The organism is Pseudomonas sp. NY15356, from assembly GCF_048068175.1.
GTDB classification, from domain to species: Bacteria; Pseudomonadota; Gammaproteobacteria; order Pseudomonadales; family Pseudomonadaceae; genus Aquipseudomonas; species Aquipseudomonas putida_K.
In genome coordinates, this window is the sequence record NZ_JBLUPW010000036.1 from 1 (window position 1) to 26950 (window position 26950).

Below are 26950 nucleotides of genomic sequence, written 5' to 3' on the forward strand. Positions count from 1 at the left end.
GTCATGCACCAGGCGGGTGGCCGAGGACACCTCGCTGATCGAGGCGTGAATACGCTCGACGAAGCGGTTGAACGAGGTGGCCAGTTCGCCGAACTCGTCCTTGTGCTGCACCGCCAGGCGGCGGGTCAGGTCGCCTTCGCCTTCGGCGATGTCCTGCATGGCGCGGCCCATGGTGGTCAGCGGACGCATCAGCACCGGGATCAGCAGGCCCAGCAGGCCGGCGATGGCGGCCACGGCGATGAGCATGGCGATGATCGCCGAGGTGCGGAACTGGCTCAGGCCCGCGTAGGCCTTGTCCTTGTCGATGGACAGGCCGATGTACCACTGGGCCGAGGGCAGGCCCTGCACGGGGGCGAAGGAAATGATGCGGTCCTGGCCGTTCAAGGTGACGTCCTGCATGCCTGGCTCGACCTTCAAGGCGGCATCGGGGTAGATGTCCTTGAGGTTCTTCATCACCTGGTCCTGGTCAGGGCTGACGATCACCTGGCCGTTGCGGTCGGCGAGGAAGGCATGGCCGATGCCGCCGAAGTCCACGGCATTGATGATGTCCACCAGGGTATTGAGGCTCAGGTCGCCGCCGACCACGCCGAGCAGTTCGCCGTTGGCCTTGGCCTTGACCGGGATGGCGATGGTCACCACCAGGCCGCCCACCGACGCCTGGTAGGGTGGGGTCAGCAAGGTCTTGTCGGCCGTTACGGCGGCGGTGTACCAGGGCCGCTGGCGTGGGTCGTAGCCGTCGGGCATCTTGGCGTCCGGTCGCTGGGTGAACACGCCGTTGTTCTGGCCGAAATAGGTGAACTGGAAGTTGTTGGTGTACGACGGCTGGTCGACCAGCCCAGGCAGGGTCTCACCGGCACCTTGCTGGGCGATGTCCTGGGCCAGGTTCTCGAGCACCAGGATGCGCCCGCTCATCCAGTTCTGCACGCTGCCGGCGGTCTGCGCCCCTGCCTGGCGTACGGAGGATTCTATGTTCTGGCGCGTGGTGGTGCGCTGCAGGTAGTCGTTGTAGAGGGTGAACAAGGCGAATGCCAGGACAACGACGCCGCAGGCACTGAGCAGGATCTTGTGGCGGAATTTCAGGTTCATGTTTCGAGACCTTGGGCCGGTGAGGGGAGGACGCCGCGCGCTCGTGACACGCAGGGCGAGACCTGTCACCACATTATCGGCCGGGCCTTTGAAATATTAAGAACTAGGCGTGGTGGGCTGCCAGCAGATCCACCAAGGTCCGGGCCGCCAGGTGCAGGGGCTGCTGCTTGAGCCAGAAGGCATGCACGGGCAGCTCCAGGGCGTTCTGGGTGTTGCGAAAGTCCAGGCGCACCAGGCGACCGGCGGCGATCAGCGGCGCCACTCGGGACAAGGGAAAGTTGCCCCAGCCCAGGCCGGCTTCAACCATCTGCAAGGCCAGGTCCAGGCTGTTGCTGCACCAATGGGTCGCAGCCACCAGTGGACGCGGGTCGGACAGCGGCAGGTCGATGCTGCGGACCAGAACCTGGCGCACATTGAACAGGTCCTCCAGGTAGTGAATGCGCCCGCTCCCCAATGCCGGATGGTGCGGTGAAAGAGTGGCTACCAGCGACTCCATGGCGATGTGCTGGAAGCTGCGCCGAGGGTCCACATGCAAACCCGCGAAGGCCAGGCACAGGCTGGCCCGACCGCTGTCGAGCAATTGCAGGGCTTCTTCCTGGGGGGCGCTGAGCAGTTCGATATCCAGCAGTGGGTGGCGTTCGCCAAGCACGGCAATGGCGGCGAGCAGTGGGGTCTGGTCGATATCCGGCACCACGGCGATGGCCAGGCGGCTTTCCAGGCCTTGGGACAGTTCCAGCGCATGCACCTGCAGCAGGCCCAGCTGCTCCGCGATCAACCGGGCATGGGGCTCCAGGGCGCGGGCCTGGGCGGTCGGGCGCGCCTCGCGTGGGCCGCGCTCGAACAGCGGGTAGCCCAGCTCTGCCTCGAGGTTGGCGATGGCCATGCTCACTGCCGAAGGGACACGCCGCAACGCCCGGGAAGCCGCGGAAAACGAGCCGCGGTCAAGCACGGCGAGAAACAGCTGGATATTGTCGCTGGAAAAATTCATGAGCGGCCTCCTTTCAGTAAATCTGAAAGCTGCCGACTTTTTCTGTCAAGAAGATTGATTCATTCTGGCCGCCTTCGTGAAACATCCAGAGATAAAGCTGTGCAAGGATTCAAACGTAAACTGGTCTACGTGACCTTCTATGAACTGATCGGCCTGTGCATGTCGACCCTGGGCCTGGCCTACCTGTCCGATACCCAAGCCTCCCATACCGGGCCGCTGGCGGTGATGATCACCACCATCGCCATGCTCTGGAACCTGATCTACAACAGCCTGTTCGAATGGTGGGAAAGCCGCCAGGCCAAGCGTGGCCGCAGTGTGGCTCGGCGCATCGGGCATGCCATCGGCTTCCAGCTGACATTGGTGGTGTACCTGATCCCACTGATCGCCTGGTGGCTGGACATGACTCTGGTGGAAGCGTTCCTGGTGGACCTGGCGTTCATCATCCTGGTGCCGTGCTATACCTTCGTCTACAACTGGGCGTTCGACCGGATCTTTGGGTTGCCGACATCGGCGCTGGCAACTGCCTGAAGGGCTGGCGCAGTACCTGTGGGAGCGGGCTTGGCCCCGCGATGGCGTCAAGGCGGCAAGCGAATCAACAGCGGCTCCTGCAGCTGCTCCCCGGGCTTTGGCTGGCTGCCCAGCAGGCTGTCCTCGACCTGCCCTGACAGGTAGTAGACACCGGACATTGCGCCGCTCTGGCGGTTCTCCATCAGGTCCCGCCATTCTTCGTTCAGCGCCACGTTGAGGATCACCCGCAGTTGCTCGACCATCTGTGGGTGTTCCTGATCATGGGTGACCATGCCATACCCTGCCACCGCGACTGAAATCAGCGTACCGGCCGCCTTGCCCACCGCTGCGGCGACAGCACTGGCGATGCCGCGTGGCGCCAGGGTGGCACCGAGTTTTTCACTGGCCCGGTTGGCCACCGACGATAGCCCGGCCTGGGTCTGCCCAGGGGCTTTGGCGGCCTGCTGGTGCAGGTGCTGGCGCAAGGCCTGCCAGGCCGGTTGCTGGTCGAGGGACTTGGCCCTGAGCAGTTGATAGAGCGTGGCGTCCCGTGCCGCTGGCGGGCCAAGGGCGATGATCCTGATGCGGTTGAGGCGCTGGCTGACCTGGTCGGGTGGGGCGTTGTAGCGCTGGATGATAGCAGGCAGCTGCTGGCCGAACAGTTGCAGGTACAGCTCGCTGGCGCGGTCACGGATGACCTCGGGGTTGATCTGCTCGGTCACAGGTTCGATCACCCGCTGGTGATACTGTTCTTGCAGGTACAGCGCCAGGCGCCGTTCGGGCGGCTCGGCGCCATCGCCGCTGTTCATCTTGTACCAGGCCACCTTGAGCGTCAGCCATTGCTGGGTCCAGTAGCCGGTGAACCATGGGATGAAGTCGCTTTCGGTGCGCTGTTGCACCTGGTCCTTCCATACCCGCATAGAACGTCGGGCGTAGTCGTTGGCCGAGCCGGTGGCGGCTACCGATGCCTCGATCAGGTCCTGGTCGATGCGCTGCCAGATGGCTGGGGTGAGTACCGCCGGTGGCAGCGGGGCAGGCGGGCGCTTGCCGGCGCACCCGGCCAGGGCCAGCAACAGGCAGAGCAGCAGAAGCAGGATGCGCCGGTTCACGCGGCTGGCCTTCCTGGGTAGGGAGGAGATGGTTATCCGAGTATAGGCATGATGTTCGCGATGCTGTGCGAGCGGGTTTACCCGCGAATCACGTCACGCGGTGCTCTCGGGTAAACCCGTTCCACAGTGCCTTATGCGCCTGTGCCTTGATCCAGGTCCAGCTTGGCTTCCAGATGATCCAGATGGTCATGCATCAGTGCCAGCGCCGCGTTCACGTCACCCTTTTCCACGGCATCGATGATCGCCGCGTGCTCCTGCCAGGCGCAGTGGTCGCAGCAGGGCGATTCGTAGCGGGCGATGATGAGCGAGGTCATCGGCACCAGGCCGTTGAGGAAGCGGGCCAGGGGCGCGTTGGCGGCCATCTGCGCGAGCTTGAGGTGGAACTCGCCACCCAGGCGGATCGCCGTGCAGCGCTCGCCACGCTCATGGTGAAGGCGCTCGCGCTCGACCAATTGGCGCAATTGGCGGATTTGCGCCGGGCGTGCGCGTTGGGTGGCCAGGCTGATCAGCGTGGTCTCGGCCAGGCGGCGGGCACTGAGCACCTGGCGCGCCTGTTGTGGGTCCGGGGTGGCCAGGTGTGCAGTGTGGCTGGGCCTTTGCACCACCACCTGCTGGTCGGACAGGCGCCCAAGGACCCGGCGGATCACCGTGCGGCTGACGCCGAAGGCATTGCCCAGGGCCTGCTCGGGCAGGGCGCTGCCCGGGGGCAGTCGTTGTTCGAGAATGGCATCGAACAGGCGTGGGTAGATCTGCTCGGCCGAAAGGCGGGTCTCGCCGTTGGCGAGCAGGGCTGGCAGGCGAGGGGAGGCGTGGGCACAGGCGGTCATGGTCGCGCTCCTTGGGTCATTGACCCGAATGCTCATCGGGAATGTTCAGTTCGATGCCCATGCGCTGGCCTTCCTCGAGGATATGCCGGCGCATCTGGGCACTGGCCTGGGCGCTGTTCTTGTCGCGGATGGCGCGAACCACCGCTTCGTTTTCCTTAAGCCGAGCGGCCAGGTGTTCGGGCGAATTGCGCAGCATCTCGGTGCTCTGCTTGAGCGCATTGCCGGTCTGTTGCACCACACTCTGGAAGATCGGGTTGGTGGTCAGGCCGAACAGCGCTTCATGGAAGGCGATATAGGCATTGACCCCGGCCTCGCTGTCGCCGGCCTCCAGGGCTTCGCGCATGTCCATCAGGGTCAGGCGCAGTTGGCCGATGTCCTGGCTGTTGGCCGATTGGGCGACCAGCCCGACGATGAAAGGCTCCAGGGTATAACGCAGCTCCAGCACGTCAGCCAGGCTGGCCGCGGCGACGGTTTCGACGACAGGCTCCTGGGCTGCGGCCTCGATGTCGAGCACCAGCACACCCTTGCCCGGCATCGAGCGCACCAGGCCCAGGGTTTCCAGCACGGTCACCGCTTCGCGCAGGCTGGGGCGGCTGATTCCAAGTTGTTCCGCCAGCTCGCGCTGGCCGGGCAGCATTTCGCCGCTGCGCCACTGGCCGCTGGCCAGGGCCTGGCGGAGTTTCTCCACCACTGAGTTGACGACGGTTGATGAGCTGATCACGGTTCGCTCCATGGTTACAAATTACTGCAGTGCGGCCGACGCATTGCGCCGGCCGCGGGGTGTTCAGAATTCCTGCTGGTGGGCCTGTGGGGGTTGCTTGCGCGGCGTGCTGGTGAAGCCAGGCTTGCCGGACAGCACGTTATTCGCCCGCTCCATGTCGATATCCCGCTCCCAGCGGGCAATGGCCACGGTGGCGACGCAGTTGCCGATCAAGTTGGTCAATGCCCGGCCGATGCCCATGAACCAGTCCACTGCCAGCACCAGCACAAGGCCTACCACCGGGATGGCCGGTACCGCTGTCAGGGTGGCGGCGAGGATCACCAGGGCAGAGCCTGGGATGCCGTGGGCACCCTTGGAGGTCACCAGCGACACCAGCAGGATGGTCAGCAGGTCGGTCATGGCCAGCGGCGTGCCGGTGGCATTGGCGATGAACACGATGGCCAGGGTCAGGTAGATCGAGAAGCCATCGAGGTTGAAGGAATAACCGGTGGGGATCACCAGGCCCACGGTGGAGCTGCCGATGCCCAGGTGCTCGAGCTTGCGCATGATCTGCGGCAGCACGGCGTCGGAGGAGGCGGTGCCCAGGACGATAGTCAGTTCTTCACGCAGGTACTTGATGAACGGCAGCAGTTTCAGGCCCGACAGGCGCATGACGGTGCCAAGGATGATCAGCACGAAGCCTGCACAGGTCAGGTAGAAGAGCGCCACCAGGCCGCCCAGGTGCTGCAGCGACTCCAGGCCATATTTGCTGGTGGTGAAGGCGATGGCGCCGAACACGCCCAGCGGTGCCAGGCGCACGATCATGCCCATGATGCGGAACACCACGTGGCTGAGCTCGTTGATCAGCCGCGAGATGCCGGATGCCGACTCGCCCACCAGGTTCAGGGCGCTGCCGAACAGCACCGAGAACAGCAGGACTTGGAGGATATTGTTGTCAGCAAAGGCCCCGATCACCGAGGTGGGGATCAGGTCCATGAAGAATGCCGTGGCACCGTGGATATGTTGGCCGCGCTCGGCCAGGCTGCTGGCATCGGCGCTGGAAAGCTGGTCCAGGTGGATGTTGGCGCCGCTGCCGATACCGCTGGTGAAGGCGAACACCAGGCCGATCACCAGTGCGATGGTGGTCAGGATTTCGAAGTAGATCACCGACTTCAGGCCGATGCGCCCGACTTTCTTCAGGTCGCCGGCACCGGAAATGCCACTGACCACTACACAGAACACGATCAGGCCGATGAGCATCTTGATCAGCTTGATGAACCCGTCACCCAGGGGTTTGAGCTGCAGAGACACTTCGGGAAAACTGAGGCCGCAGGCGATGCCGAGGGCAAGGCCCAGCACCACTTGGAGGAAGATCGAACGCGAGCACCATTTGAGCATGGGAGGGATCTCTGGTCGGTGTCCTTGCTTCGGTGCCGGCGACGGCGAAAGAGCGCAGGACTTAATTATTGTGGTCTTACCGGTTTGTTCAGCGCCCGATCATAGAACCGCGATTTTTTACCTTTTGCAAGCAATTTTGGCCTTACCGGTCTGACCAGTTGAGGCGACAACCTCCACCTCGCCGCAGCTCGCGCCTGAGGAGCAATTTAACCAACTGACTTCAAACGACTTTGTGGGCGTGGGTTAACCCGCGAACACCGGCAGCGCCGGTGCATGCAGCGTGTCGCTTCGCGGGTAAACCCAGGCGGGTATCTCACCGGCGCGACAGATAGGTCTCGGTCATGCTCTCGGTGAGCTGTTTAACCAGGTTTGCGTCGGCTTCGTTGCGCGTCTGCAACAGCAGTTCACCGGCACTGCGATAAAGCGCGTTTTCATCGCGATAGCGGTCGGAAACCAGGTCGATTCGTTGAAGCACGCCATCGCGTCGCCAGGCGATATCGGGCCGTTCCTCCTCCAGGGCATCGATGTACGCCTGCGGCACCGCAGGGCCGTCATAGGCGCTCAAGTCTCCCGCTTCGCTGAGCTTGTCGAAATAGACGCTGGCGCCATTCCAAGTGTTGCCGAGCTCGGTAAATGCCTCAGGGCGCAGGCGGCGCACCCAGGTTTCCCAGAATGGTTGCTCGAGGGCCCATTCCGCGACGGCCGGCTGGCTGGCAAGGCCTTCGACGCCCAGGGCCAGTCGTTCCAGGGTGGCTGGGCTCAAGCGGGCGAGATAGTCGAAACTGATCTCGCTGGGTTGCGGTGGCAACCCCAGGCGCTGTATCAGCCGCATGCGCGCGTGCAGGGCCATCTCCATCTCATCGAGCAAGAATGGTGGCTCGCTGAGCAGCTCGTCGCTGATATCGTCATCGGGGTGCAGCGCAGGCGCCTCATCGGCGGGTGTTTTGTTTATCAGTGCCCGGCGCCTGGCGACACGTGCGTCATAGAGGGCGGCGATACGCTCATCGAGCAGGTGCTGGCGAAACAGCGAGCTGACGACCGCCACGGCCACCGATTCGCTGTTCTGATCCGCAGCGGCCAGAAGGACCTGCTGCCACACCAGCACTTCGACCTCGACCTGCTGAAACAGCAGGGTGGTTTGGTCGACGCAACCCTCGGCCGCCTCGTTGAGCACGTCGAGGATGCGTTGTTGCACCTGGGCTTGCCCCCAACGCTCGTCGGCGCCGGCCTGGCCGGGCGTGGTCAGTTGCTCGAGCACGGCTTGCATGCGCCGGCGCATGGCGCCCGGGCTGCTGTTGTATTGCTGGGTATCCTCCATACGGTTGAACAGCTCGTATAGCGGTTGCCATTCAGGTGTACCGAAGGTTTCAGAAATGTGATCGCGCAACGGTTGTGGAAAATCGGCGAGCCAGCCCACTGCATACGCTCGCGCTTGGGTGGGGAGCCCGGCGTCATTCAGGCTCTGCAACGCTTGTGCGTCGAGTGGGTTGTTCTGGAAGGAATAGTAGAAGTCGCCATCGCCCGCCCTGACGCTTGCAGCGAACGCGGTATCGCGCAGGTCAGGCACATGGCGCAGCTGGTTGCTGCTCAGGTCCACCGCACGCAATGCCAGGGGCTGTTGGTTCATGAGGTCGGTCAGGCCGGTCGGCCATTGGGCGATGCCGGTCTGCTCCAGGTCGAGCCGTTCCAGTCGCGTCCAGCCGGTGAGATCGGGCTCCAGGTCCAATGGGTTTTCATGCAGGAACAAGATACGTAGACGGTCGAGGCCTGCCAGTGCGGCGCGGGAGGCCGGAGTCAGGGTGATGTCGTTCTGGCCCAGGCTCAGCTCGGCCAAGGCAGGCCAGCGCTGCAGCGCCTGGAAGTGTTGCTCCTCGAGAAAAAGTTCGTTCGTTTCAGCTTGCAGCCCGCTCAGCTCCGGGAGTTGCGCCATCCGCTCCAGGGCTGCGACCGGCAGGTCCGCAACCGCAGCGGTGAGATTGAGGGTGCGCAATCGCGTCAGGCTGCATAAGGTCGCCAGGTTGGATTCGCTGTTCATGTCCAGGTTGTTTTCCGACAGGTCCAGCGAGGTCAGTTCGGTCAACTCGCCCAGTTGGGCGGGGAGTACGGTCAGGCCGTTCTCGGTAAGCTCCAGTTCCCGCACGCCTGGAAAGGCTGCCAGGAAGGCGCCGAGGCCCTCGCTGCTTGCCTGCCACAGGCCTGTGACGGTGAGCTGGCGGACGTACGGCAACTGCACATCGAGTGTTGGCAGGGCACCGATATGGTCGCCATAGATGCTGAGGACTACCCGGTCCAGGCTGCCATTGGCATCGTTGTTCTCCCGGCGCCATGCCTGTCGGACGCGTTCGGCCAGGGCTTGGCGTGCGGCGCGACGTTGCTCCAGGTCGTCGGCAGCCAGCCCTCGTGTGTCCTGGACCCAGGCTTGCAATGTGCTGTCGAGCTGGCGGTACTGTTGTTGCAGTTCGTGCATGAGGCGGCTGAAGGCGCCGGGCGCATCGCCGGCCTGCTGGCGCAGGCGGGCTCTCAGGGCGTTCCGGTCGTTGTCCATGTTGGCGGGAAACAGCTGGTCGAACATTTCGTCAGGTGTCTGCAAGCCTTGGCCTCGGCCACTCAATGGGTAGCCGATACGTCGGTCGCCGGGCAATCGTGTCGGGAGGCGGTACATTGGACGTACCGGGGCCAGGCCCAGGTCATGGGCGGCCTGTTCACGATCTTCGAGCACGCATTCGAGCAGTCGCTCGCGCAGCTTGTCGGGTTCATGGATATTCAGGCCGAGCGCGTCGCGTTCACTGTCGGGCAGGGCCTGGAGGATGCTTTGGAAGAGGCTTGCCGGACTGGACAGGGTCTGACCAGACGAGTCCAAGGGCTGATAGCCGTTGTCCAGGCGCAGTATCGTCTTGGTCGAGGTACCTGCTTGGCCCGTCTCGCCCAGCAGTTGGCCCGTCAACCGTCCTGCCCGCAATTGCAGGCGGATTTCTCCGGTCCAGCCGGCCAGGCGCTGCAGCGCGGCCAGGGCCAGGGTGTCTCGGTCGGCCACCGCGCCGTTGGCGCGATAGAAGCCGGCCAAGGCCCGGTTGATTCGGGTGTCGCGCAGGTATAATCGGGCGGTTTCGCCCATCGAAAGCGGCAGGCGGCCGGTGCGTTGCAGTGCTCGCAGGTCGCGCGAGTGCGCCTGGTCGAGAATTTCACGCCGCGCGTGTCGGCTCAGCGTCGGGAAGTCCCGCGCCAGCAGCGCATCCGCCGGGCGACTGGCCGGCGGCGGGATGTCGGCGCCGAAAGCCTCGAGGCTGTCGAGCAACAGGGCGGGTAACGGTAGACGGTCGACGAAGACCTGGCGCAGGGCTGCGTCGTCGTAGCCACTGCTGCGCAGGGCCTGGGCCAGGATGCTCTCGTCCAGGCCCGCTCCGACCGGGCCTAGGCACCTGAGCAATTGGTCGCTTGGCCAGGCCAGGGGGCGTTCATGATCCAGCGCCCAGGGGCCTTCACTGGCACCTCGCAACCGGGGTTGGTGGCGGTGCCTGGGTGCTCGGGACAAGCGCCACTGGCCATCGGGTGCTGACTCGATCGGAAAGCTTTGCGCTTCCCGCATCAGCCATTGACGGTCTTGCCATGTATATAGCCCATTGCGTGGCGTGGCCTGCTCTGGGCGGGCCTTGGCGAAGGGGTCGAGGTCGCCGTGCCAGAGGCGTTGCTCGTCGCCGTGCCCGATTCTGTACCAATCGTGCAGGGCGCCTTGCGGCAGGCTGAAGTGGACTGCGGCTCCCAGTGCAGCCACTTGGGCCAGGTTCTCGAAGACCTCGAACAGGTGCCCGATGGCGGCATCTGCGTCACCCTCATTGGCGGTATGCACCCCTTCGAGGAACTCGTCGACCAATTGTGCGCCGCCGACCACCAGCATGAGCTCGCCAAGCCCCGGCACGAAGAACCCGGCCACATTCAATACTGACAAACCCACGCTTAGCCACTGTTCGAGGTGTTCGAGCTGGGTGGCGGCATCTCGTTGCGCAACCGGCACTGCGATGGCGGCTGCATCGGCCAGCATGCGTTGAACATGAAGGCGAGCGCGCGCCGCGAAACAGTCATCCGGCCAGCGTGTAAGCGCCAAGGCAAGTCGTGCATTCTTGTCCAATGTCGCCTGCCATAGATCGTGCGGGCTTGGGAACATGCGCTTGATCCAGCTGAACGAGTCGCCTTCCTCGATCACCGGTGTGGTGGTCTGCAAAGTGGCGTAGGGATAGTAGGGGTACAGCGTCTTGCGCAACCGAGACACGAGTTCGGGGCGTTGGGTATGGCTTGCGTAACGGTTGAAGAACGCCCGTTCGCTGTCTTTCCAGAGCAGTCGGGTCAGGGCTTTACCAGCGACCTTCAGCGATGCGTATTGACGCAGCGGTTGGCGTGGATGCCCTGGCAGGTAGAGCAGGCAGGGCTCGATGTCGTCCAGTGGTTCGCGGCGGATAAGCAGCGGCCCATTGAGCGGTATGTCGAACAGGTTCAGGTAGCTGCACTCGAGCGGGGCGGGTTTGCCATCCTCATCGAGCAGGAAGGGGGCGCCTGCCAGGGCGGCGTCCGCCAGCGCGCGGCCCTGGGCATCGATGTGGCCCTGCAGTTCGGCGTGGGCCACATCGGCGGCGAACGCTGCACGGTCTTGCTCGCGCAGCAGCTGGCGGAAGTCTGCCGTGGCGACATGGTCCAAGAGGTGATTGCGGTATCGCTGTCCCAAGTCGAGATTACGGACGCCTTTCACGAAGCGGGCGCTATCAAGCTGCATAGGGGTCTGGTCGGTGCTGGAAAAGTACAGCTCGACCTGCGCATCGCTGTCGAAGTTCTGCAGAGCGGCCTCCAGCCAGGAGCGACCGCTTTTTTCGCTGCCGGTGCGTAACCACCCCTGGTCGACGGTGGGCAGCTCCCGGTCGTCGAACCAGTGGTTCATCGCGTCGTCCAGCAGCGGGCGGCAGAACGCCTCGATCGGCTGCACCTGGGCCAGTACCTGTTGGACTTGTCGGGTGGCGCGATGACTGTCGCGGATCAGTTGTTCCAGTTGTTGGCGTTGTGCCGGTGTGGCTGCTTTTAGCCAGCTGGGCATTCGGGTGTGGATGAACGCGAGATGGGAAGTGCTCATGGCTGGACCTCGGGAGGAAGGAACAGCGAGCCTAGTGAGATGGGGGAGTGCGGTTGGGTTAGATAGATACCACAGGGGCTGTTGGAATTGCTTTGCAGCCCTTTTGCGGCACAAGGCCGCTCCTGCAACAGGGCACGTAGGCCCATGCAGGAGCGGCCTTGTCGGCCGGCAAGCGGCCCGGTCGCTTTACTTGTGCAGCGTTTCGGCCGCGTAGAGCGTGTTTTCCAGCAGGCAGGCCCGGGTCATCGGGCCGACGCCGCCTGGCACCGGCGTGATCCAGCCGGCACGGGGCAGGGCGGTTTCGAAGACCACATCGCCTACCAGCTTGCCATCTTCCTGGCGGTTGATGCCGACGTCGATGACGATGGCGCCTTCCTTGACCCATTCACCCTTGACCAGGCCGGGTTTGCCGGCCGCGACCACCACCAGGTCGGCACGGCCCACATGGCCGGCCAGGTCCTGGGTGAAGCGGTGGCAGACGGTGACCGTGCAACCGGCCAACAGCAATTCCATGGCCATCGGGCGGCCAACGATATTGGAGGCGCCGACGATCACTGCGTTCATGCCGTATAGGTCTTGGCCGGTGCTTTCGAGCAGGGTCATGATGCCCTTCGGGGTGCACGGGCGCAGCAACGGGATGCGCTGGGCCAGGCGGCCGATGTTGTAGGGGTGGAAGCCGTCGACGTCTTTGTCCGGGCGAATGCGCTCGAGCAGCAGCGACGCATCCAGGTGCTCCGGTAGGGGCAGCTGCAGGAGAATGCCGTCGACGGCCGGGTCGTCGTTGAGGCGGTCGATCAGGTCGGTCAGGGCTTGCTGCGTGGTCTCGCTGGGCAGGTCATAGGCCTGGGAAATGAAGCCGACCTCTTCGCAGTCCTTGCGCTTGTGCGAGACATAGACTTGGGAGGCGGGGTCGGTACCGACCAGGATCACCGCCAGGCCCGGCGTACGCAGGCCTTGCTGGCGACGCTCCACGACACGTTGAGCGATCTGCTGGCGCAGGTTGGCGGCGATCGCCTTGCCATCGATTAGGTGTGCAGTCATAGACGCGTGATTAACCATCGAGAAGGGAACATAAATGAGGGCGCATTCTCGCACGACACGGCCCAAGGGCAAAGGCGGGTGGTCGGCCAAATCCCCTAACCCCTTAAATAAACTAAATTTTTTTGAAAAAAGTGTTGACGACCTGCCGGCCCGTCTATAACATTCGTCGCACTTGTCGGGCAGAGCCTAGCACTGGTTAGCAAGGTCAGGCAGAATAAGCGGATTTGCTGGCTTGTTCGGTACGGCTGAAAAGTTGATTTGCAATCGTAACAGAAAGCAGATTGAATATGCGCCCGTAGCTCAGCTGGATAGAGCATCCGCCTTCTAAGCGGATGGTCGCAGGTTCGAGTCCTGCCGGGTGCGCCATTAGGCAGCTTTGGCACAGCAAGTAACGTTGTATTGCAATATGGTGGGCGTAGCTCAGTTGGTAGAGCGCTGGATTGTGATTCCAGTTGTCGTGGGTTCGATTCCCATCGTCCACCCCATATTCTCGAAGGCGCCTTGATTGTATAATCTGGCGCCTTTGCTTTAACTGCTCCATGCGGACGTGGTGAAATTGGTAGACACACTGGATTTAGGTTCCAGCGGCGCAAGCTGTAAGAGTTCGAGTCTCTTCGTCCGCACCATACATAGTTTCGCCCATTGCGCGAAACGCCCGGAAAAAGCCGCCTAGAGCGGCTTTTTTTGTGCGCGCGTATCGGCCTTCCTCCTCGCGCTGCCAGCTTCCGTGCAATCCACTGGTGGCGCCCTGGCGAAAGCTGATAGATTTCAGTCGGTTGAAACACCGGCCAAGGGGTCGGCAGAGGAATCGTCATGATTGCAAAAGAAGCCCGCCAGGCCCTGGCGTTGCAACGCTTCGCGCAAGCCAACCCGCAGTTGCTCGAGGACATTCGCGAGCTGGATGAACATGAGCAGGCTCAGCAGATCCAGTGGGCGTTCGAAGATGCGGCCGATGAGCAGGGTATCGAACCCTGGGAGCTGGCCTTGCAACTGATCGCGGAAAACCCCGAAGAGCTGCAGGCCATGCGCCTTGAGGTGCACCGTGAGGTTGCCGAGGCGCTGGGCATGAGCTGGGAGGAGTACTGCCAGTTCAACGAGGTCGCTGGCCGATAAGTGCCTGCTTTTATATAGCTGCATTTGTTTAACAAGTTTTTACAGCCAGCGCGAGGTGCATCCACTGTCGCGCGGTACCGAACCGTAAAGCGCCCCACGGCACGCCGCCTGGGCCTTTCAAGGAAATCGACCGGCGTGGTTTCCCGTCGTCCCGGGTGGGGTGACTTCTGGTGCGTGAGTCACTAGAATGCTTGCCCTTGATTCTGGAGTCGGGCAATCGCCGGCTAACGTCTGTGCAACGAGGAATATCCATGCAAGTTTCTGTTGAAAACACTTCCGCTCTCGAGCGTCGCATGACCATCGCCGTTCCGGCCGAGCGCGTCGAGAACGAAGTCAACAAGCGTCTGCAACAGACTGCCCGTCGCGCCAAGGTTCCAGGCTTCCGTCCTGGCAAAGTGCCGATGAGCGTGATCCGTCAGCGTTACGAAGACGCAGCCCGCCAGGAAGCCTTCGGTGACCTGGTCCAGGCTTCCTTCTACGAAGCCGTGGTCGAGCAGAAGCTGAACCCGGCCGGCGCCCCGGCCGTCGAGCCGAAGTCCTTCGAAAAGGGCAAGGACCTGGAGTTCGTCGCGATCTTCGAAGTCTTCCCGGAATTCACCGTTGGCGGCCTGGAGTCGATCAACGTCGAGCGCCTGAGCGCCGAAGTGGCTGACGCCGACCTGGACAACATGCTGGAAGTGCTGCGCAAGCAGAACGTCCGCTTCGAGGCTGTCGAGCGCGCCGCGCAGAACGACGACCAGGTCAACATCGATTTCGTCGGCAAGATCGACGGTGAAGCCTTCGCCGGCGGTTCGGCCAAGGGCACCCAGCTGGTGCTGGGCTCCGGTCGCATGATCCCGGGCTTCGAAGACGGCCTGGTAGGCGCCAAGGCGGGCGAAGAGCGCGTTGTCAACGTGACCTTCCCCGAGGACTACCAGAACCTCGACCTGGCCGGCAAGGCCGCCGAGTTCACCATCACCGTCAACAGCGTCTCGGCCCCGCAGCTGCCTGAGCTGAACGAAGACTTCTTCGCCCAGTTCGGTATCAAGGAGTCGACCCTGGAAGGCTTCCGCGCCGAAGTTCGCAAGAACATGGAGCGCGAGCTGCGCCAGGCCATCAAGGCCAAGGTCAAGAACCAGGTCATGGACGGTCTGCTGGCCGCTAACCCGGTCGACGTGCCGAAAGCCCTGCTGGAAAACGAAGTCAACCGTCTGCGCGTGCAGGCTGTCCAGCAGTTCGGTGGCAACATCAAGCCTGAGCAGCTGCCGGCCGAACTGTTCGAAGAGCAGGCCAAGCGCCGTGTGGTCCTGGGCCTGATCGTCGCCGAAGTGGTCAAGCAGTTCGAGCTCAAGCCGGACGAAGCCAAGGTCCGCGAAATGATCGAGGAAATGGCTTCGGCCTACCAGGAGCCAGAGCAGGTCATCGCCTGGTACTACAAGAACGACCAGCAGCTGAACGAAGTCCGTTCGGTTGTGCTGGAAGAACAAGTTGTAGATACTGTCCTGCAGAAAGCGACTGTGACCGACAAATCGGTCTCGTACGAAGAAGCTGTCAAGCCAGCACAGGCACCTGCCGCCGCTGAGTGATAGGTCTTCTCTCGTAGGAAACCCCCACAAGCCAGCCTTCGAGCTGGCTTGTGCGTATTCAAGCCATGACTATTTGGGAGTGAGTGCAGGACATGTCCCGCAATTCTTATATTCAGCAGAGCTCCGACATCCAGGCCGCGGGCGGTCTGGTCCCGATGGTTATCGAGCAGTCCGCCCGTGGCGAGCGCGCCTACGACATCTACTCCCGCCTGTTGAAGGAGCGAGTGATTTTCCTGGTTGGTCCCGTCGAGGACTACATGGCCAACCTGGTGGTGGCACAACTGCTGTTCCTTGAAGCGGAAAACCCGGACAAGGATATCCATCTGTACATCAACTCGCCGGGTGGTTCGGTGACTGCGGGCATGTCGATCTACGACACCATGCAGTTCATCAAGCCGGACGTCTCGACCATCTGCATCGGCCAGGCCTGCAGCATGGGCGCCTTCCTGCTCGCGGCCGGCGCCGCTGGCAAGCGCCACTGTCTGCCGAACTCGCGCGTGATGATCCACCAGCCATTGGGCGGTTTCCAGGGCCAGGCGACCGATATCGAGATCCATGCCCAGGAAATCCTCAACATCAAGGCGCGCCTGAACGAGCTCTTGGCCTACCACACCGGCCAGGACCTGGAAACCATCAAGCGCGACACCGAACGCGACAACTTCATGAGCGCTGCACGCGCGGCCGAGTACGGCCTGATCGACTCGGTCTACGACAAGCGGCAACTGGCGTCCTGAACCAAGGTGCCAGAGCGGGTGGGCGCCGAAAGCGCCTACCTGCGGACTTGAAAAAGCCCGCAATTGCCTTCATCTTGTGTTTCATGCCTACCGGATTGGATCGATCGAATGACTGACACCCGTAACGGCGAGGACAGCGGCAAATTGCTCTATTGCTCCTTCTGCGGCAAAAGCCAGCACGAAGTGCGCAAATTGATTGCCGGGCCCTCGGTATTTATCTGCGACGAGTGCGTCGACCTGTGCAACGACATCATCCGTGAGGAGGTGCAGGAAGCCCAGGCCGAAAGCAACGCGCACAAATTGCCATCGCCGAAAGAAATCAGCGGCATCCTGGACCAGTACGTCATTGGCCAGGAGCGCGCGAAGAAGGTGCTGTCCGTAGCGGTGTACAACCACTACAAGCGCCTGAACCAGCGTGACAAGAAGGGCGACGAAGTCGAACTCGGCAAGAGCAACATCCTGCTGATCGGGCCTACCGGCTCGGGCAAGACCCTGCTCGCCGAAACCCTCGCACGCCTGTTGAACGTACCGTTCACCATTGCCGACGCCACCACCCTGACCGAAGCCGGTTACGTGGGTGAGGATGTCGAGAACATCATCCAGAAACTGCTGCAAAAGTGCGACTACGACGTGGAAAAGGCCCAGATGGGCATCGTCTACATCGACGAGATCGACAAGATCTCGCGCAAGTCGGACAACCCCTCCATCACCCGTGACGTTTCGGGCGAAGGCGTGCAGCAGGCGCTGTTGAAGCTGATCGAAGGCACCGTGGCCTCCGTGCCGCCGCAGGGCGGGCGCAAGCATCCGCAACAGGAATTCCTGCAGGTCGATACCCGCAATATCCTGTTCATTTGCGGTGGTGCATTCTCGGGCCTGGAAAAGGTCATCCAGAACCGCTCCACCAAGGGTGGCATCGGTTTTGGCGCCGAAGTGCGCAGCAAGCAGGAAGGCAAGAAAGTCGGCGAGTCCCTGCGTGAGGTCGAACCGGACGACTTGGTCAAGTTCGGCCTGATTCCGGAGTTCGTCGGCCGCCTGCCGGTGCTGGCGACCCTCGACGAGCTGGACGAAGCGGCGCTGATGCAGATCCTCACCGAACCGAAGAACGCCTTGACCAAGCAGTATGCCAAGCTGTTCGAGATGGAAGACGTGGATCTGGAGTTCCGCAGCGACGCGCTCAAGGCCGTTGCACGCAAGGCCCTGGAGCGCAAAACCGGCGCCCGTGGCCTGCGCTCGATCCTCGAGGGCGTGCTGCTCGACACCATGTACGAGATCCCTTCGCAGAAGGATGTCAGCAAGGTGGTGATCGACGAGAGCGTCATCGATGGCACGTCGCAGCCGCTGCTGATCTACGAAAACAGCGAGCCGCAAGCCAAGGCTGCACCTGACGCCTGAGTCGGGCAAGCCAAGCGCGCAAGAAAGGGGCCTACGGGCCCCTTTCTGCTTTTCCGATCTGAACGCTTGTATTTTTACAGACCTGCCCCCACATTAGGTCCAAGCATCATTTCCACCGGTTTCCGGCCATTAAGGGCCGCTGTAGAGGCGAAATCATGAAGACCACCCTCGACTTGCCTCTCTTGCCATTGCGCGATGTCGTTGTCTATCCGCACATGGTCATCCCACTGTTCGTGGGGCGCGAGAAGTCCATCGAAGCCCTCGAGGCCGCGATGACGGGCGAAAAGCAGATCCTGCTGCTGGCCCAGAAGAATCCTGCCGATGACGATCCGGGCGAAGATGCCCTGTATCGCGTCGGTACCATTGCCACCGTCCTGCAATTGCTCAAGCTGCCCGATGGCACCGTCAAGGTGCTGGTCGAGGGCGAGCAGCGCGGTGCGGTAGAGCGTTTTACCGAGACCCAAGGGCACGTCCGTGCCGAAGTGTCCCTGATCGATGAAGCTGAAGCGGCCGAGCGCGAGTCGGAAGTCTTCGTGCGCACGCTGCTGTCGCAGTTCGAACAGTACGTCCAGCTGGGCAAGAAGGTTCCGGCCGAAGTCTTGTCCTCGCTCAACAGCATCGAGGAGCCAGGGCGCCTGGTCGATACCATGGCGGCCCACATGGCGCTCAAGATCGAGCAGAAGCAGGAGATCCTCGAGATCGTCGACCTGCCGGCCCGGGTCGAGCATGTCCTGGCGCTGCTGGATGCCGAGATCGACCTGCTGCAGGTCGAGAAGCGTATCCGTGGTCGGGTCAAGAAGCAGATGGAGCGCAGCCAGCGCGAGTACTACCTGAATGAGCAGATGAAGGCCATTCAGAAGGAGCTCGGCGACGGCGACGAAGGCCATAACGAAGTCGAAGAGCTGAAAAAGCGCATCGAAGCCGCAGGCCTGCCCAAGGATGCCCTGGCCAAGGCCCAGGCCGAGCTGAACAAGCTCAAGCAGATGTCGCCGATGTCTGCCGAGGCAACGGTGGTGCGTTCCTACCTGGACTGGCTCGTGCAGGTGCCGTGGAAGGCCCAGAGCAAGGTACGCCTGGACCTGGCCAAGGCCGAGGAAATCCTCGATGCCGACCACTACGGCCTGGAAGAGGTCAAGGAACGTATCCTGGAATACCTCGCCGTACAGAAGCGCGTGAAGAAGATCCGCGGCCCGGTGCTCTGCCTGGTCGGCCCACCCGGTGTGGGCAAGACATCCCTGGCCGAATCCATCGCTGCCGCGACCAACCGCAAGTTCGTGCGCATGGCCCTTGGCGGTGTGCGTGACGAGGCCGAGATCCGTGGTCACCGCCGCACCTACATCGGCTCGATGCCGGGCCGGCTGATCCAGAAGATGACCAAGGTGGGCGTACGCAACCCGCTGTTCCTGCTCGACGAGATCGACAAGATGGGCAGCGACATGCGTGGCGACCCGGCCTCGGCATTGCTCGAGGTACTCGACCCCGAGCAGAACCACAACTTCAACGACCACTACCTGGAGGTCGACTACGACCTTTCGGACGTGATGTTCCTGTGCACCTCGAACTCGATGAACATCCCACCGGCGCTGCTTGACCGTATGGAGGTCATCCGCCTGCCGGGCTACACCGAGGACGAGAAGATCAACATCGCGGTCAAGTACCTCACTCCCAAGCAAGTGAAGGCCAACGGCCTGAAGAAGGGCGAGCTGGAGATCGACGTCACCGCGATCCGCGACATCATTCGCTACTACACCCGCGAGGCGGGGGTACGTGGCCTGGAGCGCCAGATCGCCAAGGTCTGCCGCAAGGTGGTCAAGGAGCACACCGGCGAGAAGCAGCTCAAGGTCAAGGTGACCGGCGAGCAGCTCGAGCACCTGCTCGGCGTGCGCAAGTTCCGCTATGGCCTGGCCGAGCAGCAGGACCAGATCGGCCAGGTCACCGGCCTCGCCTGGACCCAGGTGGGCGGCGAACTGCTGACCATCGAGGCGGTGGTCATCCCCGGCAAGGGCCAACTGATCAAGACCGGCTCCCTGGGCGACGTCATGGTCGAATCGATCACCGCCGCGCAGACCGTGGTTCGCAGCCGTGCCCGCAGCCTGGGTATCGCCGCCGACTTCCACGAGAAGCATGACGTGCACATCCACATGCCCGAGGGCGCCACGCCCAAGGACGGCCCGAGCGCGGGCATCGGCATGTGCACCGCGCTGGTCTCGGCCCTGACCCAGATCCCGGTGCGCGCCGATGTGGCCATGACCGGCGAGATCACCCTGCGTGGCCAGGTGCTGGCCATCGGTGGCCTCAAGGAAAAACTCCTGGCGGCGCATCGGGGCGGGATCAAGACGGTGATCATTCCCGAGGAGAATGTCCGCGACCTGAAGGAGATTCCGGAAAATATCAAACAGGATCTTCAGATCAAACCGGTCAAATGGATTGACGAAGTCCTGCAAATTGCGCTGCAATACGCCCCGGAGCCCTTGCCAGATGTGGCTCCGGAGATTGTCGCGAAAGATGAAAAGCGCGACGGCGATGCTAAGGAAAGAATCAGCACGCACTAGTACGTATTTCGCTGGGGGGCTTTCCTTGACAGTTTTTTCGGGGCCTTGCTATAAAACGGCACGCCAGTGTCAATAGGCCGCCCAGTGCTCGTTTCATAAGCTTTTCATTACATACTTAGAAACAAACTCAATAGAGATATAAGGGGACTTAGAGTGAACAAGTCGGAACTGATTGACGCTATCGCCGCATCCGCTGACATTCCGAAAGCTGTAGCCGGCCGTGCGCTGGACGCAGTCATCGAATCCGTCACCGGCGCCCTGAAGCAAGGTGACGATGTTGTACTGGTTGGCTTCGGTACCTTCTCGGTCAAGGAGCGCGCCGAGCGCACCGGCCGCAACCCACAAACCGGCAAGGCGATCAAGATCGCTGCCGCCAAGGTCCCAGGTTTCAAGGCTGGCAAGGGCCTGAAAGACGCCGTCAACTAAGTCGTCTCTTTCAGCCGGGCTTGGCCATGCCAGGCCCGACCGCGTGACGGCGGGGCCGCAAACGTTCCCGCTGGCACGCTCGCTTTGAAAAGGCGCATCCCACAGGATGCGCCTTTCTTCTATCAGGACTCTACCCACGCTCCACGGTTGTCGACGCAGTGGTACAACCGTTTCTGGGGGACGCATGCTGCAGAATATCAGGGACAATTCACAAGGTTGGATTGCCAAGACCATCATCGGCCTTATCGTTGTGCTGATGGCGCTGACCGGCTTCGAGGCCATTTTCCAGGCCACCAGCCATAGCCAGGATGCTGCCAAGGTGAACGACGAAACCATCAGCCAGAACGAGCTGAGCCAGGCCGTCGACTTGCAGCGCCGTCAGCTGATGCAACAGCTGGGCAAGGATGTCGACCCAGCGCTGCTGGACGATAAAGTGCTGCGCGAAGCCGCGCTCAAGGGGTTGATCGAGCGCAAGCTGCTGTTGCAGGGCGCCAAGGATGCCAAATTCTCCTTCTCCGAGGCCGCATTGGATCAAATGATCCTGCAGATGCCGGAGTTCCAGGTCGACGGCAAGTTCAACGCCGAACGCTTCGACTCGGTCATTCGCCAGCTGGGCTATGGCCGGATGCAGTTCCGCGAAATGCTGACCGAGGAAATGCTCATCAGCCAGCTGCGCGCGGGCCTGGTCGGTAGCAGCTTCGTCACCGACAAGCAGGTCGAGGCCTTCGCCCGCCTGGAGAAGCAGACCCGAGACTTCGCCTCGCTGACCTTCAAGGCCGACCCAGCCGCGGTCAAGGTGAGCGACGAGGAGGTCAAGGCGCACTACGACCAGCACGCCAAGGAGTTCATGACGCCGGACCAGGTGGTCATCGACTATATCGAGCTGAAGAAGTCGGCGTTCTTCGACCAGGTCGAGGTCAACGAAGACGAACTCAAGGACCTCTACGAGAAGGAAGTCGCCAACCTGGCCGAGCAGCGCCATGCTGCGCACATCCTGATCGAGGTCAACGACAAGGTCTCCGACGACCAGGCCAAGGCCCGCATCGAAGAGATCCAGCAGCGCCTGGCCAAGGGCGAAGACTTCGCCGCCCTGGCCAAGGAGTTCTCCCAGGACCCGGGGTCGGCCAACAACGGTGGTGACCTTGGTTTCGCAGGCCCCGGTGTCTATGACCCGGCCTTCGAGGAGGCCCTGTACAAGCTTAACCAGGACCAGGTATCGGAACCGGTGCGCACCGAGTTCGGCTACCACCTGATCAAGCTGCTGGGCGTCCAGGCGCCGGAAGTGCCGACTTTCGCCAGCCTGAAGGACAAGCTGACCCGCGAGCTGAAGACCCAGCAGGTCGAACAGCGTTTCGTGGAAGTGACCAAGCAGCTCGAGGATGCCGCCTTCGAAGCCTCCGACCTGGCCCAGCCGGCCCAGGACCTGGGCCTGAAGGTACAGACCTCGGCAGCGTTCGGTCGCGAGGGCGGCGAAGGTATCACCGCCAACCGTTCGGTGGTCCAGGCCGCGTTCAGCGAAGAAGTGCTGGAAGAGGGCGCCAACAGCAACGCCATCGAGCTGGATCCGGAAACCGTGGTCGTGCTGCGGGTCAAGGAGCATCGCAAGCCATCGCAGTTGCCGCTGGAGGCCGTGGCCAGCAACATCCACGACCACCTGGCCAAGGAGAAGGCGATCGCCGAGCTCAAGGCCAAGGCCGACAAGCTGATCGCTGGCCTGCGTGATGGCTCGATCGCCGCTGATGCGGCCCACGAGGGCCAGGCGTGGAAAGTCCAGGAAGCGGTTACCCGCGGCCAGGACGGTATCGACCCGGCCGAGCTGCAAGCGGTGTTCCGCCTGGGCAAGCCTGAGTCCAAGGACAAGCCGGTGTACGGCAGCGTGGTCCTGGGCGATGGTAGCCTGGTGGTGCTGCAGCTCAAGGGTGTCAACGAAGGCGCTGCGGCCACTGACGAGGAGAAGGCGTACATCCGTCGCTATCTCGCCTCCCGTGCCGGCGAGCAGGACTTCGCCGCCTACCGCAAGCAGCTGGAAGCCAACGCGGACGTCACTCGCTACTGAGTGCCCACCCCGCAACGAAACAGGCCGCTCATGCGGCCTGTTTCGTTTTTGAGCTTCGCTCGAACCGATAGGCGCGGGCGATTCGTGCGTTGTAGCCTAGGCAGGACACCCAGGCGCCTAGCGCCGCTCGCCTTCATAGTTATCCAGCGTATCCCGCGCAATCTCCCGGCCCAGTGCAATCAGCTCCGGCGCCTTGTAGAACTCGAAGAACCGGCATACCCGCTTGGGCACGTTGATCAACACATCCGGCGGATAGCCTGCGATCTTGTATTGGGCCAGGGACGTCTGCATCACCTCGAAGCTCTGGTTGATCAGGTCGAGCAACGAGGCAGGCCCGACGTTGTCGATGATGAACGAGCCCGTGGCCGACTTGGGCGCGCCCCCGCGCTCCGGCGCAGCGGCAGGTTGCTGGCTTTCCGGGTCGGCCGACTCACCCAGCCAGGGGTCGTGGGATGCCAGGCCTTCGGAGGCGATCTCCTGTTCGATGCGTATCAGTTGTTCGGCCGGCTTGCGGCGGAAGGGCATGCGCGATCCCAGCGAGCTGATCAGGGCATCGAAGCGCATCTTGAACGCTGCCGGGCGCTCGATGACCGGCAACTGGTACTGCTTCTGGTTGGTGGCGTTGAGGTTCACTGCGATGATCAGGTCGCAGTGGCTGGAGACCACCGGGACGATCGGCAATGGGTTGAGAATGCCGCCATCGACCAGCATCCGGTTGCCCTGCATCACCGGCGTGAACAGGCTGGGAATCGCCGCCGAGGCGCGCATGGCCTGGTGCAGGCAGCCTTCCTGGAACCAGATTTCCTGCTGGTTGGTAAGGTCCGCCGCCACGGCCGTGTAGGGAATGGATAATTGCTCGATGTTCACCTCGCCGACGATTTTGCGAATCTGGCCGAACACCTTGTCGCCGCGGATTGCGCCGAGACGAAAGCTCACATCCACCAGGCGCAGCACGTCCAGGTAGTCCAGGCTTTCGATCCAGCCGCGGTATTCGTCCAGCTTGCCGGCTGCGTAGATGCCACCGATCACCGCGCCCATCGAGCAACCGGCGATGCAGGCGATGTCGTAGCCTCGTCGCTCGATCTCCTCGATCACGCCGATGTGCGCGTACCCCCGGGCACCGCCCGATCCCAGTACCAATGCCACGCGTTTGCTCATGATCGTCCCCTCACTGCTGTGCAACCATGGTCCAACAATGCACCCATTGCTGCATATGCTTCAATGTAGACCGCGCTGGGCTACGCTGAGCAGGGCACTTTTCGCTTGCCTGAGCGTCGAACGGCCACTCTATTCGTTTGTTCAATTTCGAGGTATTACCGATGAAAGCATGGATCTGCCTTCCCCTCCTGGCCCTGGCCCTGGCTGGCTGCGCAGGCAAGACGGCTTATCGTGACAGCTGTGCTAACCAGCTCGATGCCGCCTGGAAGGAACTGGACCTTGCCAAGGCCGAAGGCTTCGCCGGCACCGTCAGCTATTCCAAGGCCTTGTCGCTGCTGACCGGCGCCAAGACCCAGCAACAGTTCGAAGCTTTCGAAGGCTGCTCGCGCAAGGCCGAGAAGGCGCGCTTCTACATTCGTGAGTCCCGCGCGGGGCGTTGATTCTGGAGTGACGTATGGCTGCCATGCTCGACCATGTGGTTGCCCAGGTGCTGGCGGTCCAGGTGCGCCTGCTGGCGTGCCGTGAGCGGTTGGCTGCGAATGTCGACAGCGAAGCGCTGCACGATCTGCGTATCAGCCTGAGGCGCCTGCGCAGCCTGCTGCGGCCTTTGCGCGGCCTGCCGGGTGTGGAGCAGCTCGAGGATGCAGCGAAGGCCTTGGGCACCTTGACGACCCCCCTGCGCGATCGTGAGGTGCTGGCGGCGCACCTGATCGGCCGGGGCCATGAACAGGCCGGGCAGCGACGCCTGCAAGGCAGGGCCGAAACCTTCGCCAGCGTGGCCGCCAGCCGCCAGCTCACCCGAGTGCTGGCCATCGTCGACAACTTCCCGTTGTTCCTGCGGGTCAGTGACCGCGAAGGCCTGGTCGATGAGCTGGGCAAACGCATCGACAAGCGCCTGCGCAAGCAGTGGCACAAGCTGGAAAAGGCCCTGGCCGACCCTGCCCACGACCGACATCGCCTGCGCCTGCTGATCAAGCGGGCGCGCTACGGCGACGACGCCTATCCGCAGCTGAGGCATGCCGGCAAGAAGCTGCAGCGGCTGCTCAAGCAGGCCCAGGGCGACCTGGGCGACTGGCACGACCGCGTCCAGTGGTTGTTGCTGGCGCGCGAGCACGCCGACCTTGCGCCCTTCAAGGCGACTTGGACGCGCGAACTGCACGAGGCCGAGGGCAAGGCCGATATCAGGCTGCAGGCCCTGCAGGCGGCCCTGGCGCGTCGTTAGCGCGTATCACCGGTGATGCTTACGGCGGTCGCGCCAGGCACGCCACCAGGCGCCACTGATAACGAAACGCGGAAAGGTAATGAATTGCTCGGTCAGAAGACGCTGCAGGGCATCCTTGCGGTTGGCGAACGGCTCCGGTTGTTCGGCTTCCAGACGATGCCCCTGGCGCTGCAGGCCCAGGCCCGCGACCAGGGCGATCACGCCGACGGCGACCTGGCTCAGGTCCAGGCCGAACAGGCCCGAGAGCACCAGCAGTGCCCCGAGGATGAACAGCGGCACGGCGATCAGGTGCAGCACCAGGTTGGTCGGGTGCCGGTGGTTGTGGTGGTAGCCACGCCATTGCCAGGCGGGCAGGTTGGGCAGGCGTTTGTTCATGGGCATTTCCTCGTCAGTCATGCCCAAAGCTTAGTGCGCCCCCTTGGCAGGGGCCAATCGAAGCGGGTTATCGGCCCTATAGCTTGAGCTGGCCGATGGCCTTGTTCAGCTGTGCGGCCAGGCTCGCCAGTTCGCTGCTGGTGCTGGCCGAGTCGACCGTCTGCTGAACGGTCTGTTCGGTGACATCGCGGATGCTGACCACCGCCCGGTTCATTTCCTCGGCGACCTGGCTCTGCTGTTGCGCGGCCACTGCGATCTGGGTGTTGCTCTCGCGCATCTGCGCCACGGCACTGGTGATCTCTGCCAGCGCTTCGCCGGCCTCCTGCGCCTGCTTGACGCAGTCATCGGCCTTGTACGAACTCTCCTGCATGAAGTCCACCGCATCCCGGGTGCCGGCCTGCAAGGCCGCGACCATGCCGGTGATTTCATCCGTGGAGTTTTGCACGCGCCTGGCCAGGTTGCGCACTTCGTCCGCCACCACGGCGAAGCCACGGCCCAGGTCGCCGGCGCGGGCGGCCTCGATGGCTGCGTTCAAGGCCAGCAGATTGGTCTGCTCGGCGATGCTGTGGATCACCCCGACCACGCCGTTGATGCGCTGGCTGTCCTCGGCCAGTTGGCGGATCATCTCGGCGGTCTGCTGGACCCCGCCGGACAATCCGGCGATCGAGCCCTGTACCCGGCTGACCACGGCCTGGCCGCTGCCGGCCAGGGTGTCGGCGCTCTGGGAGAGGTCGCGGGTGGCGCCGGCGTGCTGGGCGATATGGTGCACAGTGGCAGACATTTCATTGATTGCCGTGGCTGCCTGGTCGGTTTCGCTCTGCTGACCGATCATGCCGTGGCGCACCTCATCCATGCTTGCGGCCAGGCGCGCGGCGCCGGCGTCCAGCTGTGCCGCCGTGTGCGCCACGGTGCTGACGATGCGGTGGTAGGTGGTTTGCATGGCATTGAAGGCGCCTGCCATCTGGCCGACTTCATCGCCGCAGGACAGCGGTACGCGAGCGGCCAGGTCGCCGGTCTTCTCCACGTGGAGCATCACGTCCTTGAGGGTGTTCAGCTGGCTGAGCAAGAAGCGGATGAGCAGCTGCGAGGCACAGAGCATCGCCAGCATCAGGATCAGCACGCATAGGGCATAGCGACTGACGCGCTCGAAGAATACCTGGCGCAGGCTCGGCGCCTGGGCCAATACGGCGACTTGCTGGTCGCCATGGCGCACGACCTGGGCGCCCAGCAGTGGGGTGTCGCCCAGCAGCCAGGCATGGGGCAGTGGAACCCAGCCCTGGGCGTTGGCCAGGGCCTCGCGTGGTTGTTCGGCGATGACCGGGACCTGACCGACTTGCCAGGTTACCAGGTTGGGCTGCCGGGGCAGGGCCTGCGCCGCAGGCCAGGCGCCGATCAGCTCGGCCTGGGCGGCTGCCGTATCGCGGGCGCCCTCGGCGCGCGCTTGCTGTTCCAGGTGCACCGCGTAGAGCACCAGCAGCAAGGTGGTGATGAAGGCCACCGCGTTGACGGCCCAAAACTTGTATCTAAGGGAAATATTGCTAAGCCAGGCACCCATGGACAGGTCTTCTCTGAGTTGAGCGGAAAC

General features: G+C 62.9%; 21 protein-coding genes and 3 tRNA genes. 13 read left to right on the top strand and 11 right to left on the bottom strand.

The window, feature by feature from the left end; all coding sequences use genetic code 11:
* Together ACNFCI_RS21420 and ACNFCI_RS21425 are read right to left on the bottom strand one after the other, a co-directional pair.
* A partial coding sequence (locus ACNFCI_RS21420) for a cache domain-containing protein (protein WP_416768193.1) occupies positions 1–1086 on the bottom strand: 1086 nt, incomplete at its 3' end.
* Between the two features lie 103 nt (positions 1087–1189).
* Positions 1190–2074, bottom strand: a complete 885-nt coding sequence (locus ACNFCI_RS21425; protein ID WP_324815223.1) for a LysR family transcriptional regulator — start codon at positions 2072–2074, stop codon at positions 1190–1192.
* 99 nt (positions 2075–2173) lie between these two features.
* Between ACNFCI_RS21425 and ACNFCI_RS21430 the strand changes: the two genes are divergently transcribed.
* The gene (locus ACNFCI_RS21430) at positions 2174–2602 is read left to right on the top strand and encodes a PACE efflux transporter (RefSeq protein ID WP_084859361.1); all 429 of its coding nucleotides are present in this window, start codon (positions 2174–2176) and stop codon (positions 2600–2602) included.
* A gap of 47 nt (positions 2603–2649) precedes the next feature.
* Here the strand turns inward: ACNFCI_RS21430 and ACNFCI_RS21435 are convergent, their stop codons facing one another.
* From ACNFCI_RS21435 to folD, 6 genes are all read right to left on the bottom strand, one after another.
* A complete protein-coding gene (locus tag ACNFCI_RS21435) occupies positions 2650–3690 on the bottom strand; it encodes a hypothetical protein (protein WP_416768194.1) in 1041 nt (346 codons plus the stop codon).
* A gap of 131 nt (positions 3691–3821) precedes the next feature.
* Positions 3822–4517: a GntR family transcriptional regulator gene (locus ACNFCI_RS21440; RefSeq protein ID WP_084859358.1), complete on the bottom strand. Its 696-nt coding sequence runs from the start codon at positions 4515–4517 to the stop codon at positions 3822–3824.
* 16 nt (positions 4518–4533) lie between these two features.
* A complete protein-coding gene (locus ACNFCI_RS21445) occupies positions 4534–5238 on the bottom strand; it encodes a FadR/GntR family transcriptional regulator (protein ID WP_084859356.1) in 705 nt (234 codons plus the stop codon).
* Between the two features lie 63 nt (positions 5239–5301).
* On the bottom strand, positions 5302–6615 hold the full coding sequence (locus tag ACNFCI_RS21450; RefSeq protein ID WP_084859354.1) for a C4-dicarboxylate transporter DctA: 1314 nt from the start codon (positions 6613–6615) through the stop codon (positions 5302–5304).
* 313 nt (positions 6616–6928) lie between these two features.
* Complete coding sequence (locus ACNFCI_RS21455; protein ID WP_416768195.1) at positions 6929–11731, bottom strand: dermonecrotic toxin domain-containing protein; 4803 nt, start codon at positions 11729–11731, stop codon at positions 6929–6931.
* 186 nt (positions 11732–11917) lie between these two features.
* The gene (folD, locus tag ACNFCI_RS21460; protein WP_084859350.1) at positions 11918–12772 is read right to left on the bottom strand and encodes a bifunctional methylenetetrahydrofolate dehydrogenase/methenyltetrahydrofolate cyclohydrolase FolD; all 855 of its coding nucleotides are present in this window, start codon (positions 12770–12772) and stop codon (positions 11918–11920) included.
* 289 nt (positions 12773–13061) lie between these two features.
* On the opposite strand from folD, the gene ACNFCI_RS21465 reads away from it, so the two are divergent.
* The 10 genes from ACNFCI_RS21465 (at position 13062) to ACNFCI_RS21510 (ending at position 22610) form a co-directional block, all read left to right on the top strand.
* A tRNA-Arg gene (locus ACNFCI_RS21465) sits at positions 13062–13138 on the top strand.
* Positions 13139–13181: 43 nt separating this feature from the next.
* Positions 13182–13257 (top strand) — tRNA-His (locus tag ACNFCI_RS21470).
* A 56-nt stretch (positions 13258–13313) separates the two neighbouring features.
* Positions 13314–13398 (top strand) — tRNA-Leu (locus tag ACNFCI_RS21475).
* 187 nt (positions 13399–13585) lie between these two features.
* Entirely contained in the window at positions 13586–13885 is a 300-nt protein-coding gene (locus ACNFCI_RS21480; RefSeq protein WP_084854804.1) for a DUF6388 family protein, read from the top strand.
* A 251-nt stretch (positions 13886–14136) separates the two neighbouring features.
* Complete coding sequence (tig, locus tag ACNFCI_RS21485) at positions 14137–15450, top strand: trigger factor (RefSeq protein ID WP_084854803.1); 1314 nt, start codon at positions 14137–14139, stop codon at positions 15448–15450.
* A gap of 92 nt (positions 15451–15542) precedes the next feature.
* Positions 15543–16184 carry an ATP-dependent Clp endopeptidase proteolytic subunit ClpP gene (gene clpP / locus ACNFCI_RS21490; protein ID WP_084854802.1) on the top strand — a complete coding sequence of 214 codons (642 nt, stop codon included), beginning with the start codon at positions 15543–15545 and terminating at the stop codon, positions 16182–16184.
* 108 nt (positions 16185–16292) lie between these two features.
* Complete coding sequence (clpX, locus tag ACNFCI_RS21495) at positions 16293–17576, top strand: ATP-dependent Clp protease ATP-binding subunit ClpX (protein WP_043213487.1); 1284 nt, start codon at positions 16293–16295, stop codon at positions 17574–17576.
* Positions 17577–17731: 155 nt separating this feature from the next.
* Complete coding sequence (gene lon, locus ACNFCI_RS21500; protein ID WP_084854801.1) at positions 17732–20128, top strand: endopeptidase La; 2397 nt, start codon at positions 17732–17734, stop codon at positions 20126–20128.
* Between the two features lie 153 nt (positions 20129–20281).
* The gene (hupB, locus tag ACNFCI_RS21505; protein WP_011533117.1) at positions 20282–20554 is read left to right on the top strand and encodes a nucleoid-associated protein HU-beta; all 273 of its coding nucleotides are present in this window, start codon (positions 20282–20284) and stop codon (positions 20552–20554) included.
* A gap of 184 nt (positions 20555–20738) precedes the next feature.
* Positions 20739–22610, top strand: coding sequence for a SurA N-terminal domain-containing protein (locus tag ACNFCI_RS21510; RefSeq protein WP_416768197.1), 1872 nt, complete (start codon positions 20739–20741; stop codon positions 22608–22610).
* A 117-nt stretch (positions 22611–22727) separates the two neighbouring features.
* On the opposite strand, the gene ACNFCI_RS21515 is transcribed toward ACNFCI_RS21510, so the two are convergent.
* Positions 22728–23768: a patatin-like phospholipase family protein gene (locus tag ACNFCI_RS21515; protein ID WP_084854799.1), complete on the bottom strand. Its 1041-nt coding sequence runs from the start codon at positions 23766–23768 to the stop codon at positions 22728–22730.
* Positions 23769–23929: 161 nt separating this feature from the next.
* Between ACNFCI_RS21515 and ACNFCI_RS21520 the strand changes: the two genes are divergently transcribed.
* Complete coding sequence (locus ACNFCI_RS21520; protein WP_084854798.1) at positions 23930–24208, top strand: hypothetical protein; 279 nt, start codon at positions 23930–23932, stop codon at positions 24206–24208.
* A 14-nt stretch (positions 24209–24222) separates the two neighbouring features.
* Positions 24223–24990, top strand: coding sequence for a CHAD domain-containing protein (locus ACNFCI_RS21525; protein WP_416768198.1), 768 nt, complete (start codon positions 24223–24225; stop codon positions 24988–24990).
* Positions 24991–24996: 6 nt separating this feature from the next.
* On the opposite strand, the gene ACNFCI_RS21530 is transcribed toward ACNFCI_RS21525, so the two are convergent.
* Both ACNFCI_RS21530 and ACNFCI_RS21535 read right to left on the bottom strand, forming a co-directional pair.
* Positions 24997–25365: an Mpo1-like protein gene (locus ACNFCI_RS21530; protein ID WP_084854796.1), complete on the bottom strand. Its 369-nt coding sequence runs from the start codon at positions 25363–25365 to the stop codon at positions 24997–24999.
* Between the two features lie 76 nt (positions 25366–25441).
* Entirely contained in the window at positions 25442–26920 is a 1479-nt protein-coding gene (locus tag ACNFCI_RS21535; protein ID WP_084854795.1) for a methyl-accepting chemotaxis protein, read from the bottom strand.
* Positions 26921–26950: the final 30 nt, after the last annotated feature.

Coding starts and splice junctions, on each gene's coding strand:
- ACNFCI_RS21425 (WP_324815223.1), bottom strand. CDS start 2,074: ATGAATTTTTCCAGCGACAATATCCAGCTGTTTCTCGCCGTGCTTGAC.
- ACNFCI_RS21440 (WP_084859358.1), bottom strand. CDS start 4,517: ATGACCGCCTGTGCCCACGCCTCCCCTCGCCTGCCAGCCCTGCTCGCC.
- ACNFCI_RS21450 (WP_084859354.1), bottom strand. CDS start 6,615: ATGCTCAAATGGTGCTCGCGTTCGATCTTCCTCCAAGTGGTGCTGGGC.
- ACNFCI_RS21455 (WP_416768195.1), bottom strand. CDS start 11,731: ATGAGCACTTCCCATCTCGCGTTCATCCACACCCGAATGCCCAGCTGG.
- folD (WP_084859350.1), bottom strand. CDS start 12,772: ATGACTGCACACCTAATCGATGGCAAGGCGATCGCCGCCAACCTGCGC.
- ACNFCI_RS21480 (WP_084854804.1), top strand. CDS start 13,586: ATGATTGCAAAAGAAGCCCGCCAGGCCCTGGCGTTGCAACGCTTCGCG.
- tig (WP_084854803.1), top strand. CDS start 14,137: ATGCAAGTTTCTGTTGAAAACACTTCCGCTCTCGAGCGTCGCATGACC.
- clpP (WP_084854802.1), top strand. CDS start 15,543: ATGTCCCGCAATTCTTATATTCAGCAGAGCTCCGACATCCAGGCCGCG.
- clpX (WP_043213487.1), top strand. CDS start 16,293: ATGACTGACACCCGTAACGGCGAGGACAGCGGCAAATTGCTCTATTGC.
- lon (WP_084854801.1), top strand. CDS start 17,732: ATGAAGACCACCCTCGACTTGCCTCTCTTGCCATTGCGCGATGTCGTT.
- ACNFCI_RS21510 (WP_416768197.1), top strand. CDS start 20,739: ATGCTGCAGAATATCAGGGACAATTCACAAGGTTGGATTGCCAAGACC.
- ACNFCI_RS21515 (WP_084854799.1), bottom strand. CDS start 23,768: ATGAGCAAACGCGTGGCATTGGTACTGGGATCGGGCGGTGCCCGGGGG.
- ACNFCI_RS21520 (WP_084854798.1), top strand. CDS start 23,930: ATGAAAGCATGGATCTGCCTTCCCCTCCTGGCCCTGGCCCTGGCTGGC.
- ACNFCI_RS21525 (WP_416768198.1), top strand. CDS start 24,223: ATGGCTGCCATGCTCGACCATGTGGTTGCCCAGGTGCTGGCGGTCCAG.
- ACNFCI_RS21530 (WP_084854796.1), bottom strand. CDS start 25,365: ATGAACAAACGCCTGCCCAACCTGCCCGCCTGGCAATGGCGTGGCTAC.
- ACNFCI_RS21535 (WP_084854795.1), bottom strand. CDS start 26,920: ATGGGTGCCTGGCTTAGCAATATTTCCCTTAGATACAAGTTTTGGGCC.